The following is a 16,592-nucleotide window of genomic DNA, read 5'->3' on the forward strand; positions in this document are numbered from 1 at the left end:
GGCCGCTCCCTTAGTGGGGGCGGTTTTATCATTGGAAACTGAACAAGCATGCCCCCCTCTGCCCTGCCGGGCATCTCCCCCACAGGTGGGGAGATCGGCAAGCGGCGAGGCCCCGCATTTCTCCTCCGTTGAGATGGGGCGATGCGAGCGCATCTTGCCGATCTCCCTCCTTGTGGGGGAGATGCCCGGCAGGGCAGAGGGGGGTAAGCCGCATACTCCTCGCCAAAAATACACCGCCGCTCCAAGGAACCCGACATGACGATCCGATCTTTTCTCGGAGCCATTCTCCTCTGGCTCACCATGGGGATCGCCGCCCAGTCCCTCGCGCAGAGCGACCCAAAGGCGCTGATCGACCAGCTCGGCACGGCTGATTTCAAGCAGGCCGAAGTGCTGATCGGGCAGATTGCCGCCACTGGCGATGCGCGCGTGGTGCCGGCGCTGGAGGCTTTTGCGGCGGGTGATCTCTACGTGCGCAAGTCAGACAATCTCGTCTTCATGACCAAGCCTGCAGGTTCCGATTTCACGCTGATCGACCCGCTGACGGGTGAAAGCGCCGGCTCGGCGCCGAAGGCGACCGTTACCAAGATCAGGGTGAACAATAATCTTCGCCGCGTCATCCGCGCCGCGATGGGCGGGCTGACGTTGCTCAGCCCGGAAAAATCCGTGCGGCTTGCAGCGGCTGACGCCGTCCTGAAAGCGCCAAGCGCCGAAAATCTCGAATTGCTGGAAGCGGCCATCGCCAAGGAAACCGATAATGAGGTGCGGACCCGGATGGAGGAGGCGCGGGCTGTCTCGCTGCTCTCCTCCGACCGCCCCCTTGAGGTGAAGAAAGAAGCGATCGCCACCATCAAGGCCCTTGGCGGGCGCGATGCGATCAGCATTCTGATGGCTGCGACGCCTTCGGTTGATCCGAGCCTGAAGCCGGATGTGGACGAGGCGATTTCCAGCATCGAGAGTTCCCTTGCCTTCTGGGATTACGCGCAGAATGTCTGGTACGGCCTGTCGCTCGGCTCTGTGCTGCTGCTCGCCGCCATCGGCCTTGCCATCACCTTTGGCGTCATGGGCATCATCAACATGGCGCACGGTGAAATGGTGATGATCGGCGCCTATTCCACCTTCATGGTGCAGGAGTTGATCCGCAGCCATTTCCCCGGCCTGTTCGACTGGTCACTGGCGATTGCCTTGCCGGCCGCCTTTCTGGTCACGGCCTGCGTCGGCCTCGTCATGGAACGCGGTGTCATCCGCTATCTCTATGGACGACCTCTGGAAACGCTGCTCGCCACCTGGGGCATCTCGCTGATCCTGCAACAGGGCGTGCGCTCCATCTTCGGCCCCACCAACCGGGAAGTCGGTAGCCCGAGCTGGATGTCCGGCTCCTTCAGTGTCGGTTACCTCAACTTCACCTGGAACCGGGTCTGGATCGTCTGTTTCTCGCTCTCCGTCTTCTTCGCGTTGCTGGTTCTCCTGAAGCGCTCCGCTTTCGGGTTGCAGATGCGCGCCGTCACCCAGAACCGCCGCATGGCTTCCTCCATGGGCATCCGCACGCCGTGGGTGGATGCCTTCACCTTCGCGCTCGGCTCGGGCGTTGCGGGCCTTGCCGGTGTGGCGCTGTCGCAGATCGATAACGTTTCGCCCAATCTCGGCCAGAGCTACATCATCGACAGTTTCATGGTCGTGGTGTTTGGCGGCGTCGGCAATCTCTGGGGAACGCTGGTCGGCGCCCTGTCGCTCGGTGTGCTCAACAAGTTCCTCGAGCCGACGGTGGGCGCCGTGCTCGGCAAGATCCTCGTGCTCGTCCTCATCATCCTGTTCATCCAGAAGCGGCCGCGCGGTCTCTTCGCACTCAAGGGAAGGGCGATCGAAGCATGATTACCGGCTTCCTCCTGCGCGCGCTCGATCGCCGCATTTCCATCGCCATCGGCATCATTCTCGCCATTGCCGTGCTGGTGCCCGCCTCCAACCTGCTGTTGCCTCAAGACAGCGCGTTCCGCATCCCGACCTATATCATGTCGATGCTCGGCAAATATCTGGCCTATGCGCTGCTGGCGCTCGCGCTTGATCTGGTCTGGGGTTATTGCGGCATTCTCTCGCTTGGCCACGCCGCCTTCTTTGCGCTCGGCGGTTATGCCATGGGCATGTATCTGATGCGGCAGATCGGCACGCGCGGGGTCTATGGCCATCCGGTGCTGCCTGATTTCATGGTGTTCCTCAACTGGAAGGAATTGCCGTGGTTCTGGCACGGCTTCGACATGTTCTGGTTTGCGGCGCTGATGGTGCTCGTCGTGCCGGGGCTGCTCGCCTTCGTCTTCGGCTGGTTCGCTTTCCGCTCGCGCGTCAATGGCGTTTATCTCTCGATCATTACCCAGGCGATGACCTATGCGCTGCTGCTTGCCTTCTTCCGCAACGACATGGGTTTCGGCGGCAATAATGGCCTCACCGATTTCAAGGATATTCTTGGGTATTCCGTGCAGGCGGATGGCACCCGCGCCGTGCTGTTTGCCATGACGGCCGTGATGCTGGCGCTCTCGCTTTTGATCGCGTCGGGCATCGTCAATTCCAAGTTCGGCAAGGTGCTGGTGGGTGTGCGGGATGCCGAAAGCCGGGTGCGCTTTCTCGGTTTTAGGGTGGAAAACATCAAGCTCTTTACCTTCGTCGTTTCGGCGATGATGGCGGGGATTGCCGGTGCCCTGTTCGTGCCGCAGGTGGGCATCATCAATCCCGGCGAATTTTCGCCTGCCAACTCCATCGAAGTGGTGGTGTGGACGGCTGTCGGCGGGCGCGGCACGCTGGTCGGGCCGATCATCGGCGCGGTGCTGGTCAATGGCGGCAAGAGCTATTTCACTGGCGCGTTCCCGGAATTCTGGCTGTTTGCGCTCGGCGGGCTTTTCATCGCGGTGACGCTGTTCTTCCCCAAGGGCATCGTCGGCACCGTGCAGCATTATCTGGCCGGGCGGCGGGAAAAGCGGGTTGCAAGCGCGGCGCGTGAGGCTGGCAACGACAGCGCGGTTGCGCAACAGGCGGCGGAGTAAGCCCATGAACACGGTTTCCGAAAACAGAGCGAAAAGCCTGCTTTATCTCGACGGCGTCTCCGTTTCCTTCGATGGTTTCCGGGCGCTGAATTCCCTCTCCTTCGTGGTGGAGCCGGGCGAACTTCGCGCCATCATCGGCCCGAATGGTGCTGGCAAAACGACGATGATGGATATCATCACCGGCAAGACGCGGCCGGATACCGGCACGGTACTCTTTGAAGACAGCATCGACCTTACCAAAAAGGACGAGGCCGACATCGCCCAGCTTGGTATCGGCCGAAAATTCCAGAAACCGACGGTGTTTGAAAGCCATACTGTGTGGGACAATCTGGAACTGGCGCTGAACCGCAAGCGCGGCGTGTTCGCAACCCTGTTCTACCGGCTGACGGAGGAAGACAAGGCGCGCATCGAGGAAATCCTCGCCACCGTGCGGCTTGGCCACCGCCGGGGTGACCTTGCCGCCAATCTCTCGCATGGGCAGAAACAGTGGCTGGAGATTGGCATGCTGCTGGCGCAGGAGCCGAAGCTTCTCTTGGTGGATGAGCCGGTGGCGGGCATGACGGATGCGGAGACCGCTGAAACCGCGGTGCTCCTGAAGGAAATCGCCAAGACGCGTTCGGTGGTGGTGGTTGAGCACGATATGGGCTTCATCCGCGAGCTGGGGGTGAAGGTGACGTGCCTTGCGGAAGGTTCGGTGCTGGCTGAGGGGTCGATCGACTTCGTGTCGAGCGATCCTAAGGTGATCGAGAATTATCTGGGGCGGTGATGGTGGTGTTTGCGTTTGCCGTGACCGTACCCCCCTCTGCCCTGCCGGGCATCTCCCCCTCAAGGGGGGAGATCAGATGCCGCCCTCGCTCGTTCCTGTGCCACGATGCTATGGGGAAGAGTGTTCGCGACTTGCCAATCTCCCCCCTTGAGGGGGAGATGCCCGGCAGGGCAGAGGGGGGTAGCGCCGCCCACCATACCGTCATTGGAGTTTCACCATGCTGACAGTCGACAACATCAACCTCCATTACGGCGCAGCGCAGGCGCTGCGCGGCGTGTCGCTGAAGGCCGAGATGGGGAAGATCACCTGCGTTCTCGGCCGCAACGGCGTCGGCAAAAGTTCGCTGCTGCGGGCCGTGACCGGCCAGCAGGCCACCAGCGCCGGCACGATCCGTTTCGGCGATGCGGCGCTGGACGGGCTGGCACCTTACCAGCGGGCAAAACGCGGCGTCGGTTACGTGCCGCAGGGGCGCGAGATTTTTCCGCTGCTCAGCGTGCAGGAAAATCTGGAGAGCGGTTATGCGCCGCTGTCGCGCAAGGAGCGGTTCATCCCGGATGATATTTTCAGCCTGTTTCCCGTGCTGCAGACCATGCTGTCACGCCGCGGCGGCGATCTCTCCGGCGGGCAGCAGCAGCAGCTTGCCATCGGCCGGGCGCTGGTCACGCGGCCGAAAATCCTCGTTCTCGACGAACCGACCGAGGGCATCCAGCCGTCGATCATCAAGGATATCGGCCGGGCCATCAAATATCTGCGCGATTCCACCGGCATGGCGATCCTGCTGGTCGAGCAATATCTGGATTTCTGCCGTGAGCTTGCCGATTACGTCTACATCATGGACCGAGGTGAAATCGTGCATCAAGGCCTCGCTGAAACGCTGGATATGCCGGAAGCGAGGCGGCATCTGACAGTATAAACCGAGACCAAAGCCTGTGCGCGCCGATCACGGCGTGCAAACGGGCGATTAATATTTTGAAAGCCTATGCGCCTCGACATGGCTTTCATGCGTAATTTTAGCATTTCATTGAATAACCGCCTGTGATATTGGCAGCGAAAATGCTGCATGCGAGACACAGGAAAAGTCTATTCGCACGCCGCGACAGTTGATCCCTTACATTCCACGCACGTCCGACGTATTGTCGGAAAACTGTGCCAATAAAGGCGTGTCAATGATTCAAGACTTTGCAGTGGGCCGGGCCTCCCGGTTGGTTCGTTCCGCACGCAGCCTGCTTCTTGGGCTGGCGATCAGCGCAGGCGCAGGAGCCGCAGCGTCGGCATCGACCTGCGGTCAGGGTATTGGCCCCGGCATGGAACCGGGTCGGCATGATTTTTCCATTCTCTCTAACGGGCAGAAACGCGACGGCGTCTATTTTGTTCCATCCGCCTATGATGGAAATAAGCCCCTGCCTGTCGTATTCGATTTCCACGGCTCCAATAGCAACCCGCACGGCCAGCTGAACCGCAGCGGCTGGGACAAGCTTGCCGAGCGTGATGGTCTTGTGGTCGTCGCGCTGGCGGGCAGTTTAAACGGCGAATTGCCGGGCACCCATGCCTGGAATGTTCCCGGTGTTACAACACGCCCCGGCGGGCTGGATGAGGTGAGCTTCATTCATGAAGCGATTGCCATGGTGAAGGGCAAGTTCTGCGTCGATGAGGAACGTTTTTACGGTTCCGGTTATTCCGGCGGCGGGCGCATGCTGTCGCAATTCATCTGCACCGGAGCCAAGGATTTTAATGCCGCCGGTTTTGTCGCGTCGTTGCGCGCGGGTTATCCGCTGGAGACCGAAGGCAAATGGGCACCGGATGCGGCAAGCTGCACACCAGCGCGGCCGATGTCGATCATCGCCTTCGCCGGGCTGAAGGATCCAGCCAACCCCTATCAGGGCGGCGGCAAATCCTACTGGCAATATAGCGGCGAGACGGCGCTGAAGCGCTGGGCCGAAATGGATGGTTGCAAGGGCGCCGCCAAAAGCAAGGTGGGCGAGAGCTTCACCGTCAATTCTTACGATGTCTGCAAGGCAGGCGCACGCATCCAGTCCTATGTCATCGAGAACTGGGACCATGCCTGGCCGCGCGCCACCATGAAGGCCGAGGTTCTGGCCGCAAACGCCGTTGTTACCCGCAAGCCGGGCGGTGAGCAGACACCGAAGGCGGAGCCCGCCGTGGAGCGCAAGATGCCCACAGGCGAAGTGACGCGGACTGTTGATGCAGCCGAGAGAATGTGGGATTTCTTCCGAAACACGGAAGGTCAGCTTGTCGTGGACGCCGTCGTCAAGAAGGATTGCGTCGCCAAGGCCAATCCCGCTTCCGCAACCGCTTCGGAGACCGCGTGCAGCAGCAACAGCAAGCCATCAGCCCTTCCGGTTGCGAAGACGCTCAACCTGTCCGGCAACAGCGCGCCCGTGGCAGAGGACGCATTGTAACCAAGGCAGTTGAAGGGCGCAGCCGGCTGGACGAATTGTTTCAGGAGGGCTGCGCCAAGATCCGTCTTCCGGAAACCTACTCGAACGAAGCAGAAGCCATTCTCATCAATTCCTCCGGTGGTTTGACCGGCGGAGACGAACTTGAATGGCAGGCAGTCGCCGGCGCCGGTACCTCGCTTGTGGTCACCACGCAGGCCTGCGAGAAGGTCTACAAGGCGTCGTCCGGCACCGCCACCGTGACCGCGCGTGTTTCCGCCGGGCCGGGTGCGAAGCTGCACTGGCTGCCGCAGGAAACGATCCTCTTCGACCGGGCGTCGCTGACGCGAAGGCTGGAAGCCGATCTTGACCAGTCCTCAGAATTCATCGCAGTCGAAGCCGTGCTGCTTGGCCGCCAGGCCATGGGCGAGGCGATGACGCACGGGCTTTTCCGCGACCGCTGGCGCATTCGCCACGGCGGCAAGCTGGTGCATGCCGAAGAACTTCTGCTTGCGGGCGAGGTGGCGGCGCTGACCGCGAAACCGGCGGTTCTGGCCGGGCAGGTTGCCTTTGCCACGCTGCTTTACATCGGGCCTCTGGCCGAGGCGCTTCTGCCTAAAATCCGGGCGATTGCCGGGGAAAGCGGCGGTGCCAGCGAGTGGCAGGGCAAGCTCGTCGTGCGCGTGTCCGCCGCTGATGGTTTCTCCTTGAGAAAATTGCTTTTTCCGATCATTTCGCTCTTGCGAAACGGCGCGCCAGTGCCGAAAGTCTGGAATCTGTAAACCCCTCGGATCGTCTCGTGACAGGCGTTCTTCGGGGTCTGTCAAATGTCGGATCTGGTTTCCAGCAAACCTCGTTTGTGGAGCAGATGCCAAGCCGTGGGACGACGATGAACCTTAGCCCAAGAGAAAAAGACAAGCTGCTGATTTCCATGGCCGCCATGGTGGCGCGCCGCCGGCTGGAACGCGGCGTCAAGCTGAACTATCCCGAAGCGATTGCGCTGATTACCGATTTCGTGGTGGAGGGCGCACGCGATGGCCGCGCCGTGGCCGACCTGATGGAGGCGGGCGCGCATGTCATTTCCCGTGATCAGGTAATGGACGGCATTGCCGAGATGATCCACGATGTGCAGGTGGAAGCGACCTTCCCTGATGGCACCAAGCTGGTGACCGTTCACGAACCGATCCGGTGAGGTGACGTATGGCGCTGGAACTTCGGCCCAATTGCGAATGCTGCGACCGTGATCTAGCGCCCGACAGCGGGGACGCGATGATCTGCTCGTTCGAATGCACTTTCTGCGCTGATTGCGTGACCGGCGTGCTCAAGGGCGCGTGCCCGAATTGCGGTGGCGAACTGGTGCGAAGGCCCGTCCGCCCGGCGGGAAAGCTCATCAATAACCCGGCATCCACACAACGGGTGCTGAAGGCGGAAGGCTGCGCGGCAGCCACGGCCGCATAAGAACGATAAGGGGAACATCGATGAAACCAGGCGAAATCATTGCCGCCGAAGGCACCATCGAACTCAATGCCGGTCAGCCGACCGTGACGATCGAAGTGGCCAATTCGGGCGACCGGCCGGTGCAGGTGGGCAGCCACTACCATTTCTTCGAGACCAATGCGGGTCTCCTTTTCGATCGCGAAAAGGCGCGCGGCATGCGTCTCGATATTCCGGCCGGCACGGCGGTGCGTTTCGAGCCTGGCCAGAAGCGGGAAGTGACGCTGGTGCCGCTTTCCGGCAAGCGGGAGGTTTATGGTTTCCGTCAACAGGTCATGGGGAGGTTATGAAATGGCGACGGCGCATTATCATGGAAGCTGCCAGTGCGGCAGCGTCAGCTTCGAGGTCGATGCCGATCTCGATCACACTGTTGTCTGCAATTGTTCGCGGTGCAAACGGCTGGGCTCCACGCTCGCCTTCGCGCCACGTGACAAGTTCACGTTGCTTTCCGGCGAGGGCACGCTGAGGGAATATCTCTTCAACAAACACAGGATCCATCATTTTTTCTGCTCCACCTGCGGCATTGAAAGCTTTGCCTATGCCGACGGGCCTGACGGTACGCCGATGGTGGCGGTCAATGCCAATTGTCTCGATGGCGTCGATCCGCGGGCGCTGAAGCCGCAGGCTTATGACGGCGCGGCGGCCTGAGCGATGGCGATCAGCAAAAACAACCTCGTCACGGCCGTCGTCTTCTGCGTGACGGCAGGTCTCTCGGCGTCGGCCGCAGCGCAGACTGAGCCAAACTGCAAGGAACCGCAGACGCAGGCGGACATGACGATTTGCGCCGGCAAGGATTACGAAAAGGCCGACAAAGAGCTCAATGTCGCTTATCAGAAGCTGCGCAAGCTGCTCATCGAACGTGACAAGGCGGCGGATGCGGATGGAAAGGGTGCAACCGATGCGCTGGTGACAGCTCAGCGCGCATGGGTGGCGTTCCGTGACGCCAATTGCGCACTTGCCGGTTTTCAGGCGCGTGGCGGCTCAATGGAGCCGATGCTGATCTCTTCCTGCCTGGCCGAGACGAGCGGCAAGCGGGCGGAAGAACTGCGCCAACTCTCGGAAGGTTTCTGAACCCATGGGGCGGCGGATCACGATCGTCGGAAACGGGGAGCTGCCGCCAGGCGCGGCCCTGCTTATCGACCGGTCGGATATCGTCGTCCGTTTTAATGATTGCCGGTCTCTTGGGCTGGGCGGTACGCGCACCGATGTGGTGGCCGTGTGCAACACCGGGCGGCCGGGCCGTGAGATGACGGAGGGAAGCGAATGGCGCGAGAGCCATGGTGTGCGCCAAGCCGCCGCTATCTGGTCGGTGCGCGATCCTGCGAAATTTGCCGAAATGGAACCCGGCATCCGCGCAGCCTGGCCAGAACTCACTGATTTCTGCGCCGATTATACCGGCGAATTCGCGGCCATCGCGCGAGCTGGCGGCAAGAGCCATGTCGTTATTTCCCGCGGTGTGCATGAGAGGCTCGATACGGCGCTCGAAGCCTATAAGCCCGCACCATACGTCTGCCCCAGCACCGGGCTCGTTGCCATTGCCCATGTTCTTGAAAATGTCAGCGGCGATGATGACGAGGTGACGATTGCCGGTTTCAGCCACCAGGGCTGGAGCGGCCATCCCTTTACCGCCGAACAACAGCTGGTCGATGCCCTTGCGGGAACGGGCCGGCTGACACGATTTTCCCCCACATCGATTTTCTCCGCGTCCGAAGGAGCCTGAACCCATGCCATACAAGATTTCCCGCGCCGCCTATGCCGGCATGTTCGGCCCGACCGTTGGCGACAAGGTGCGTCTTGCTGATACCGAACTCTTCATCGAGATCGAGAAGGACCACACGACCTATGGCGAGGAAGTGAAATTCGGGGGTGGCAAGGTCATTCGCGACGGCATGGGCCAGAGCCAGGCGACGCGGGCAGAGGGCGCTGTCGATACCGTCATCACCAATGCCGTCATCGTTGACCATAGCGGCATCTACAAGGCAGATGTGGGCCTGAAGAACGGCCGAATCCACGCCATCGGCAAGGCGGGCAACCCCGATACGCAGCCGGGTGTCACGATCATCGTCGGCCCCTCGACGGAAGCGATTGCCGGCGAAGGCAAGATCCTGACGGCCGGCGGCATGGATGCGCATATCCACTACATCTGCCCGCAGCAGATCGAGGAAGCGCTGATGAGTGGTGTGACCTGCATGCTTGGCGGTGGCTCCGGCCCGGCGCACGGCACGCTTGCCACCACCTGCACCGGCGCATGGCATATCGAGCGGATGATCGAAAGCTTCGATGCTTTCCCGATGAACCTCGCGCTTGCGGGCAAGGGCAATGCCTCTCTGCCGGCTCCGCTGGAGGAAATGATCCTCGCCGGTGCCTCCTCGCTGAAGCTGCATGAGGACTGGGGCACGACGCCCGCCGCCATCGACAATTGCCTGACGGTGGCCGACGAATATGACGTGCAGGTGATGATCCATACCGACACGCTGAACGAGAGCGGTTTCGTGGAAGACACGGTCGCCGCTATCCGGGGCCGCACCATCCACGCTTTCCACACCGAAGGGGCGGGCGGTGGCCACGCGCCTGACATCATCAAGGTCTGCGGCAATCCCAACGTCATTCCGTCCTCGACCAACCCGACGCGGCCTTACACCGTCAATACGCTGGCGGAACATCTCGACATGCTGATGGTATGCCACCACCTGTCGCCGTCCATCCCCGAAGATATCGCCTTTGCCGAAAGCCGCATCCGCAAGGAAACCATTGCGGCGGAGGATATTCTCCACGATATCGGCGCGTTTTCGATCATTTCCTCCGATAGTCAGGCCATGGGCCGTGTCGGCGAGGTGGCGATCCGCACCTGGCAGACCGCTGACAAGATGAAGCGCCAGCGTGGCCGCCTGAAGGAAGAGACCGGCGAAAACGACAATTTCCGTGTTCGTCGTTACATCGCCAAATATACCATCAACCCGGCCATCGCCCAGGGTGTCAGCCACGAGATCGGCTCCATCGAAGTCGGCAAGCGTGCCGATCTGGTTCTTTGGAACCCGGCGTTTTTCGGCGTGAAGCCGGAAATGGTGCTGCTGGGCGGCTCGATCGCTGCCGCGCCGATGGGCGATCCGAATGCCTCCATCCCCACGCCGCAGCCGATGCATTACCGGCCGATGTTTGCCGCCTATGGCAAGCTGCGCACCAATTCCTCGGTGACCTTTGTCTCGCAGGCGTCGCTGGATGCCGGCCTTGCCCAGCGCCTTGGCGTCGCGAAGAAGCTGCTGCCGGTGAAGAATGTGCGCGGCGGCATTTCCAAGGCCTCGATGATCCACAATTCGCTGACGCCGCATATCGAGGTTGACCCCGAGACCTATGAAGTACGTGCGGATGGCGAGCTCCTGACCTGTGAACCGGCGACCGTGCTGCCGATGGCGCAGCGTTATTTCCTGTTCTGACGGCAGGCGCTCTTGAGACGCCTCACACGATGGATCGGCGGCGGCCTGCTGCTGCTCCTCCTGCTTCTTGTGCTGGGCACGGTTGCGCCGCGCCCGTTTTTCGCCGAGCAGGTGGGTGAAGGCGAAAAGAGCAGGGAAATCATGCTCTTATCCAACCCGATCCACACCGATATCGCCCTGCCGGTTGATGACGATCTGCGGCGGGTCTTTGCCGCGTTGCAGGAGGGTGGGATCGCGGTCAATCATCCAGCTGCGGCCTATCTGGTGTTCGGCTGGGGCGGCCGCTCGTTTTACATTCAGACGCCCACCTGGGCCGATTTGAAACCGATGCCGGTTCTGCGCTCTTTCACGCTGGACAGCTCCGTCATGCATGTGGATGTGACAGGTGATTTTCCCGCTGATCTCGCCGGAGTGAAACGGCTTCGAATTTCCGAAGCGGGTTATCAGCGTCTCGTCGCGGGCATCCGGGCGAGTTTTGCCGGAAACGATGACGGTGTCAGGCCGGTACCCGGTGCTGGCTACGGCCTGACGGACGCTTTTTTCGAGGCGAATGGCCAGTTCAATGCGTTCGCCGGCTGTAACACGTGGTCAGCCGCGATGTTGCGGGAAGCGGGCGTTCAAACCGGTTGGTGGACGCCCTTGCCGCCGCTGTTGCGCTGGTCGATAGACCTGCACAATTGATCCCCAATTCCGTGCGGCATTTCGCGCATTTGGTGGCTGGAATCCCATTTTTATGCTGCACCGCAGCGCGTCTTGCGCTATGGAAACGGCAAAAGAATTCCGCGCGGATCGATCCCAAGCGATGCCTCGCAAAACGCCAGAACAGGAGACAAGACATGCTCGGCAAAAAAGTGCCCGCCGTAACCTTCCGCACGCGCGTTCGCGATGAGGCCGTTGGCGGCCCGAACCCCTTCCGTTGGCAGGACATGACCTCCGACGATTATTTCAAGGGCAAGAAGGTCGTCCTCTTTTCGCTGCCCGGCGCTTTCACGCCGACATGCTCGACCTACCAGCTTCCTGATTTCGAAAAACTCGCAGCCGAGTTCCGTGCGCTCGGCGTTGATGAAATCTATTGCCTGTCGGTCAATGATGCTTTCGTCATGAACGCCTGGGCCAAGGGTCAGAACCTCGAAAACGTCAAGGTCATTCCTGACGGTTCGGGCGAGTTCACCCGCAAGATGGGCATGCTGGTCGCCAAGGACAATCTCGGCTTCGGCATGCGCTCCTGGCGTTACGCCGCCGTCATCAACGATGGCGTCGTCGAGCAGTGGTTCGAGGAAGAGGGCTATTCGGACAATTGCGATAGCGACCCCTACGGCGTTTCCTCGCCGCAGAACATTCTGGAAAACCTGAAAAGCCGCGCTGCGGCCTGATTTTGGTTTTGTTGTTTGAGAAAGGCCCGGCAGCGATGCCGGGCTTTTTGTTTTCCGAGGCATTGCCGCCCTGAAAACACACCTTGAAATCCCCCCGCCTATCCGTCAAAAATCAGACCCCCAAAGACTGTTTCTGAAACGGATCATCCCATGCTGCGCGTCACCTCCTATCACCCGGCCGGAACCCCTGCCGACGAGCCCTCCGGCTATGTCACGCTGGCGCATGACCAGCGGCATCTGCGCCGCAAGCTTCTGCATCTGCAGAATGACGAGATGGTGATGCTGGACCTGAAGGAAGCCGTGCTGTTTGCTCATGGCGACCTTTTGGTGGTCGAAAACGGCGATCTGATCGAGGTTCGTGCGGCGGATGAAAAGCTGTTCGAAATCAAGGCAAAGGACCGCCTTCACCTGATCGAGCTCGCCTGGCATCTGGGCAACCGGCATCTTTCGGCGCAGATCGAGGAGGAGCGTATTCTCATCCTGCGTGACCATGTCATTCGCGCCATGCTGGAAGGTCTGGGCGCCACAGTGCGCGAGGTGGAAGAGCCGTTTCAGCCGGCGCGCGGCGCTTATCACGCCCATGGCGGCCACTCGCATGGCCATGATCACGGGCACGGGCATGGCCACCACCATCATGATCACGGCTGAGGCGTGAGCGGGGAAAGCGGCGTCGCCGCGCTGCTGCGCCTGATGGCCTGGATGTCGCCGGCGTTTCCTGTCGGCGGCTTTTCCTATTCGGGCGGGCTGGAAAAGGCGGTGGAGGACGGGCGTGTGCGTGATGCCGCCGAGTTGAGCGGCTGGGTGGAAACGCTGCTGCACCACGGCAGCCTGTGGAACGACGCGGTTTTTCTGGCAGATGCCTGGCGATGCTCGCAGGATGCCGCAGCACTCGGCGAAACCGCTGATCTTGGCCGCGCGCTCGCCGGTTCGGCGGAGCGTTATCGGGAGACAGTGCTTCTGGGGGACGCCTTCGTTTCCGCCGCCAGCGCCTGGCCGCACGAGGTTCTGGAGCTGTTGCCGAAAGAGGCTCCCTATCCCGTCGCCATAGGCGCTGTGGCCGCTGGCCACAGCGTGCCGCTGCGCGAGACGCTTGCCGCCTTTCTGCATGCAGGTGTTTCACAGATCGTTTCTGCCGGTATCCGTCTCAGCGTCGCGGGCCAGAAAGATGGCGTTGCCATTCTGGCTGCAAGCGAGGCGGGGATTGCCGAGGTGGCGGCACGGGCCGTCCAGTCCACGCTTGATGACCTCGGCAGCGCCACGATCATCGCCGATACGGCGGCGATGCGTCATGAAACACAGGGGACCCGGCTTTTCCGGTCGTGAAAGCGACGGGAGCGAGCGCGTGCCACTTGTTTGTTCTCCCCGCCGAGGAGAAGGTCGCGGCAGCGGGATGAGGGGGCTCCGGTAGAGATATCCGGAGAGCTAGACCCCTCATCCGACCCTTCAGGCCACCTTCTCCCCGGCGGGGAGAAGAAACAAGTGGCACGATCCTTGCGTATATTTGAGCTGTAATTTGAGTGGTTGTCGTAAGATTGGACCACAGCATAGTGAAGGGAACAGAGTGATGAAATCGGGTAATGGTCCGCTGCGCGTTGGGATTGGCGGGCCGGTGGGTTCCGGCAAGACGGCGCTGACGGAAAAGCTCTGCAAGGCGATGAGCGCCGATTATTCGGTCGCCGTCGTCACCAATGATATCTATACCAAGGAAGATGCCGAGGCACTGGTGCGCATGCAGGCGCTGCCTTCCGAAAGGATCGTCGGGGTGGAGACGGGCGGTTGCCCGCATACGGCCATTCGCGAAGATGCCACGATCAATCTGCAGGCGATTGCCGGGCTCAACCAGCGCTTTCCCGATCTCGACGTGGTTTTCATCGAATCCGGTGGCGATAACCTCGCGGCGACCTTTTCGCCTGATCTTGCCGATATCACCATCTATGTGATTTCCGTCTGCCAGGGCGAGGAAATTCCCCGTAAGGGCGGGCCGGGCATCACCCGTTCGGACCTGCTCGTCATCAACAAGAAGGACCTTGCGCCTTATGTTGGCGCGGATCTGACTGTCATGGACAGCGATGCGACGCGCATGCGCAACGCCATGCCCTTTGTTTTTACCGACATGAAACGGGGCGATGGCGTGGACCGCATCGTCGGTTTCCTGAAAGAGCAGGGCGGTCTCTGAATAATGACGATGCCCCGCCGTTTCGGCGCTTACGAAGTTTCCCGTTTTGTCGACGGTGTCTACAAGGCACCGGTCAGCCATCTCATTCACCGCCAGGGTGCCGAAGCGCTGGCTGCGGCCTTTGCCGGCCATCACGGCGAAACAGTGGATATGGACGTCAACTGCTTCACGCTTTCGGGACCTGAGGGCATCTGGCTGATCGATGCAGGCTGCGGCACGGCCTGGGGCGAGGCCTATGGCCATGCCCGTGCGGCTATGATTGCCGCCGGTATCCAGCCCGATGATGTCAGCCGTGTCATCCTCACCCATATTCATGGCGACCACGCGCTGGGCCTCATCGATGGCGACCGGCCTTATTTTCCCAAGGCGGAGATATGGGTGCCGGAGGCCGATCTTGCCTTTTTCACCGATGCAGAGGCGCGAGAGGCATTGCCACCCGCCCGGCAGGGCGGTTTCGATCTGGCTGCCCGCCTGATCGATATTTGCGGCGCGATGTTGCGGCCGATCTCGGTGGGGACGGTTGCCGAGGACATAGAGGCAATCGCGGTGCCCGGTCATACGCCCGGACAGATGGCTTACCTCATAGGAAGAGACGATAAGCGGTTGATGTTATGGGGCGATGTGCTGCATGTCGGGGACATGCAGGCGGCCGATCCCGGAATTGCTTTTGTCTATGATATCGATTCCGAACTCGCCCACGCGACGCGTCTCGAAGCGTTGTCGGCGGCGGCTGACCATGGTTGGCTGGTGTCCGGCGGCCATCTCGGCGGCTTTTTTACGGTCGAGCGGCGGGGCGACAGTTTCGGTTTTATACCGCAGCCTGGATGACTTCCGTGCAATACCCCGAAGGGCGGAATGCCTGATGGCCTCCCGCCCTTCGTCCTCTCCCCGTATTTTCAGATCTGTTTCAGCGCCGCCACGTCATTGACCTGGACGATGCGACCGCGCACCGTGACGCCGGACTTTTTCAGGGTGGAGAAAGCGCGGGAGAGGGCCTCCGGCGCAAGGCCGAGCTTACCGGCGAGCAGGCTTTTCTGGAACGGCAACCGCAGCGAGAAGGATGTCGCGTCGCGCGGGCCCTGATTGATGAGGTAATGGGCGACACGCTGCGGTGCCGTCTGCAGGCGGTCATTGGCAACGCAGTCCATGGCGGCCAGCAGGCTGTTGGACAGGCAGCGCATGACGGCCTTGGCGATGGCCGGTTCCTGATCGATCAGGCTGCGCAGCCTGGTGAGTTCGAAACGCGCCACGGTGCAGCTTTCCGCCGCCTGCGCGCTGTAACGATAGGTGTCGCTACCGAAGATCAGGCATTCATTGAAGGTATCGCCGGGGCCGCTGACGCGCACGTCCGCTTCGCGCCCGTGCCTGTCCAGCCGGTAGAGCCTGACATAACCCGACAGCACGCAATAGAAATGCTGGGCCAGTTCGCCTTCCTTAAAAAGCACATGGCGGGCATTCACATTGGCAATGGTCGCCGCCTCCATCAGCTTCAGCGCCACCGCGTCATCCGCGATCCCGATCAAGGGCGCACGCAGCAGAATGTTCCTGTCCCTGTTGCTCAGCTTCACGGTCTTGTTCACGTCCATTCGGCTCCCGCTCAAACCTTTTGCCGGGCTGTCCGAAGCGATACGAAACCGGGGATGTTCCTTGCCCCTCACGCCCATCTGCACTGAACTCATCGCATTTTCCTCGACCGGCAATTCCCGATGCGAGGGAGACTAGCAGTTCAGGTGGAAAGCGAATTGATTTCGATCAAACGGGGGTGCGGCCGTTGTGAGGAAGGAAATGATGGGGCTGCTCATGCTTCCAATCACAAGGGAAATATGGAGCGAGCGCATGCGGCATATTTCTTCTCCCCGAGGGGGAGAAGTCCGCGGCAGCGGGATGAGGGGGCGAGGGTCGAGATATCAGGAGAGCTTGCCCT

The 16,592-nt window shown here is 61.1% G+C and carries 20 protein-coding genes; 19 read left to right on the plus strand and 1 reads right to left on the minus strand.

Annotated features, from left to right (window positions below):
- Positions 1–255 precede the first annotated feature (255 nt).
- The 19 genes from urtB to aidB all read left to right on the plus strand — a co-directional run bounded on the left by urtB (position 256) and on the right by aidB (position 15,496).
- On the plus strand, positions 256–1,869 hold the full coding sequence (gene urtB / locus FHW77_RS05040) for an urea ABC transporter permease subunit UrtB (RefSeq protein ID WP_004443321.1): 1,614 nt from the start codon (positions 256–258) through the stop codon (positions 1,867–1,869).
- Positions 1,866–3,029, plus strand: coding sequence for an urea ABC transporter permease subunit UrtC (gene urtC, locus FHW77_RS05045; protein ID WP_004443318.1), 1,164 nt, complete (start codon positions 1,866–1,868; stop codon positions 3,027–3,029). Before urtB ends, urtC begins: the two co-directional genes overlap by 4 nt.
- 4 nt (positions 3,030–3,033) lie before the next feature.
- Positions 3,034–3,795 (plus strand): urea ABC transporter ATP-binding protein UrtD, encoded by a 762-nt coding sequence (urtD, locus tag FHW77_RS05050; protein WP_004443315.1) that lies wholly within the window; start codon positions 3,034–3,036, stop codon positions 3,793–3,795.
- Positions 3,796–4,012: 217 nt separating this feature from the next.
- Positions 4,013–4,708 carry an urea ABC transporter ATP-binding subunit UrtE gene (gene urtE / locus FHW77_RS05055; protein WP_004443309.1) on the plus strand — a complete coding sequence of 232 codons (696 nt, stop codon included), beginning with the start codon at positions 4,013–4,015 and terminating at the stop codon, positions 4,706–4,708.
- Positions 4,709–4,961: 253 nt separating this feature from the next.
- On the plus strand, positions 4,962–6,215 hold the full coding sequence (locus FHW77_RS05060; RefSeq protein ID WP_004443307.1) for a CE1 family esterase: 1,254 nt from the start codon (positions 4,962–4,964) through the stop codon (positions 6,213–6,215).
- Positions 6,122–6,973 (plus strand): urease accessory protein UreD, encoded by an 852-nt coding sequence (locus tag FHW77_RS05065; RefSeq protein ID WP_004443306.1) that lies wholly within the window; start codon positions 6,122–6,124, stop codon positions 6,971–6,973. The genes FHW77_RS05060 and FHW77_RS05065 overlap by 94 nt, the downstream gene beginning before the upstream one ends.
- Positions 6,974–7,080: 107 nt before the next feature.
- Positions 7,081–7,383, plus strand: coding sequence for an urease subunit gamma (locus tag FHW77_RS05070; RefSeq protein WP_004443305.1), 303 nt, complete (start codon positions 7,081–7,083; stop codon positions 7,381–7,383).
- Between the two features lie 8 nt (positions 7,384–7,391).
- The gene (locus tag FHW77_RS05075; protein WP_004443303.1) at positions 7,392–7,649 is read left to right on the plus strand and encodes a DUF1272 domain-containing protein; all 258 of its coding nucleotides are present in this window, start codon (positions 7,392–7,394) and stop codon (positions 7,647–7,649) included.
- 20 nt (positions 7,650–7,669) lie between these two features.
- Positions 7,670–7,975: an urease subunit beta gene (locus FHW77_RS05080; RefSeq protein ID WP_004443301.1), complete on the plus strand. Its 306-nt coding sequence runs from the start codon at positions 7,670–7,672 to the stop codon at positions 7,973–7,975.
- 1 nt (position 7,976) lies between these two features.
- Complete coding sequence (locus FHW77_RS05085) at positions 7,977–8,333, plus strand: GFA family protein (protein ID WP_004443300.1); 357 nt, start codon at positions 7,977–7,979, stop codon at positions 8,331–8,333.
- A gap of 3 nt (positions 8,334–8,336) precedes the next feature.
- A complete protein-coding gene (locus FHW77_RS05090; RefSeq protein ID WP_004443299.1) occupies positions 8,337–8,756 on the plus strand; it encodes a lysozyme inhibitor LprI family protein in 420 nt (139 codons plus the stop codon).
- A 4-nt stretch (positions 8,757–8,760) separates the two neighbouring features.
- Positions 8,761–9,405 (plus strand): hypothetical protein, encoded by a 645-nt coding sequence (locus FHW77_RS05095; RefSeq protein ID WP_004443297.1) that lies wholly within the window; start codon positions 8,761–8,763, stop codon positions 9,403–9,405.
- 4 nt (positions 9,406–9,409) lie between these two features.
- On the plus strand, positions 9,410–11,119 hold the full coding sequence (gene ureC, locus FHW77_RS05100; RefSeq protein WP_004443293.1) for an urease subunit alpha: 1,710 nt from the start codon (positions 9,410–9,412) through the stop codon (positions 11,117–11,119).
- 12 nt (positions 11,120–11,131) lie between these two features.
- The gene (locus tag FHW77_RS05105) at positions 11,132–11,800 is read left to right on the plus strand and encodes a TIGR02117 family protein (protein ID WP_111814557.1); all 669 of its coding nucleotides are present in this window, start codon (positions 11,132–11,134) and stop codon (positions 11,798–11,800) included.
- 155 nt (positions 11,801–11,955) lie between these two features.
- Complete coding sequence (locus FHW77_RS05110; protein ID WP_004443288.1) at positions 11,956–12,492, plus strand: peroxiredoxin; 537 nt, start codon at positions 11,956–11,958, stop codon at positions 12,490–12,492.
- A gap of 150 nt (positions 12,493–12,642) precedes the next feature.
- The gene (ureE, locus tag FHW77_RS05115; RefSeq protein ID WP_004443285.1) at positions 12,643–13,140 is read left to right on the plus strand and encodes an urease accessory protein UreE; all 498 of its coding nucleotides are present in this window, start codon (positions 12,643–12,645) and stop codon (positions 13,138–13,140) included.
- A 3-nt stretch (positions 13,141–13,143) separates the two neighbouring features.
- Positions 13,144–13,815 carry an urease accessory protein UreF gene (locus FHW77_RS05120; RefSeq protein ID WP_004443283.1) on the plus strand — a complete coding sequence of 224 codons (672 nt, stop codon included), beginning with the start codon at positions 13,144–13,146 and terminating at the stop codon, positions 13,813–13,815.
- A 241-nt stretch (positions 13,816–14,056) separates the two neighbouring features.
- On the plus strand, positions 14,057–14,668 hold the full coding sequence (ureG, locus tag FHW77_RS05125) for an urease accessory protein UreG (RefSeq protein WP_004443279.1): 612 nt from the start codon (positions 14,057–14,059) through the stop codon (positions 14,666–14,668).
- Positions 14,669–14,671: 3 nt separating this feature from the next.
- A complete protein-coding gene (gene aidB, locus FHW77_RS05130; protein ID WP_004443278.1) occupies positions 14,672–15,496 on the plus strand; it encodes an AidB family quorum-quenching N-acyl homoserine lactonase in 825 nt (274 codons plus the stop codon).
- Positions 15,497–15,564: 68 nt separating this feature from the next.
- Here the strand turns inward: aidB and FHW77_RS05135 are convergent, their stop codons facing one another.
- The gene (locus FHW77_RS05135; RefSeq protein WP_004443275.1) at positions 15,565–16,254 is read right to left on the minus strand and encodes a Crp/Fnr family transcriptional regulator; all 690 of its coding nucleotides are present in this window, start codon (positions 16,252–16,254) and stop codon (positions 15,565–15,567) included.
- Between the last annotated feature and the right edge of the window lie 338 nt (positions 16,255–16,592).

Origin of the sequence: Agrobacterium sp. RC10-4-1 (assembly GCF_014138475.1) — a bacterium.
Classification (GTDB): domain Bacteria; phylum Pseudomonadota; class Alphaproteobacteria; order Rhizobiales; family Rhizobiaceae; genus Agrobacterium; species Agrobacterium pusense.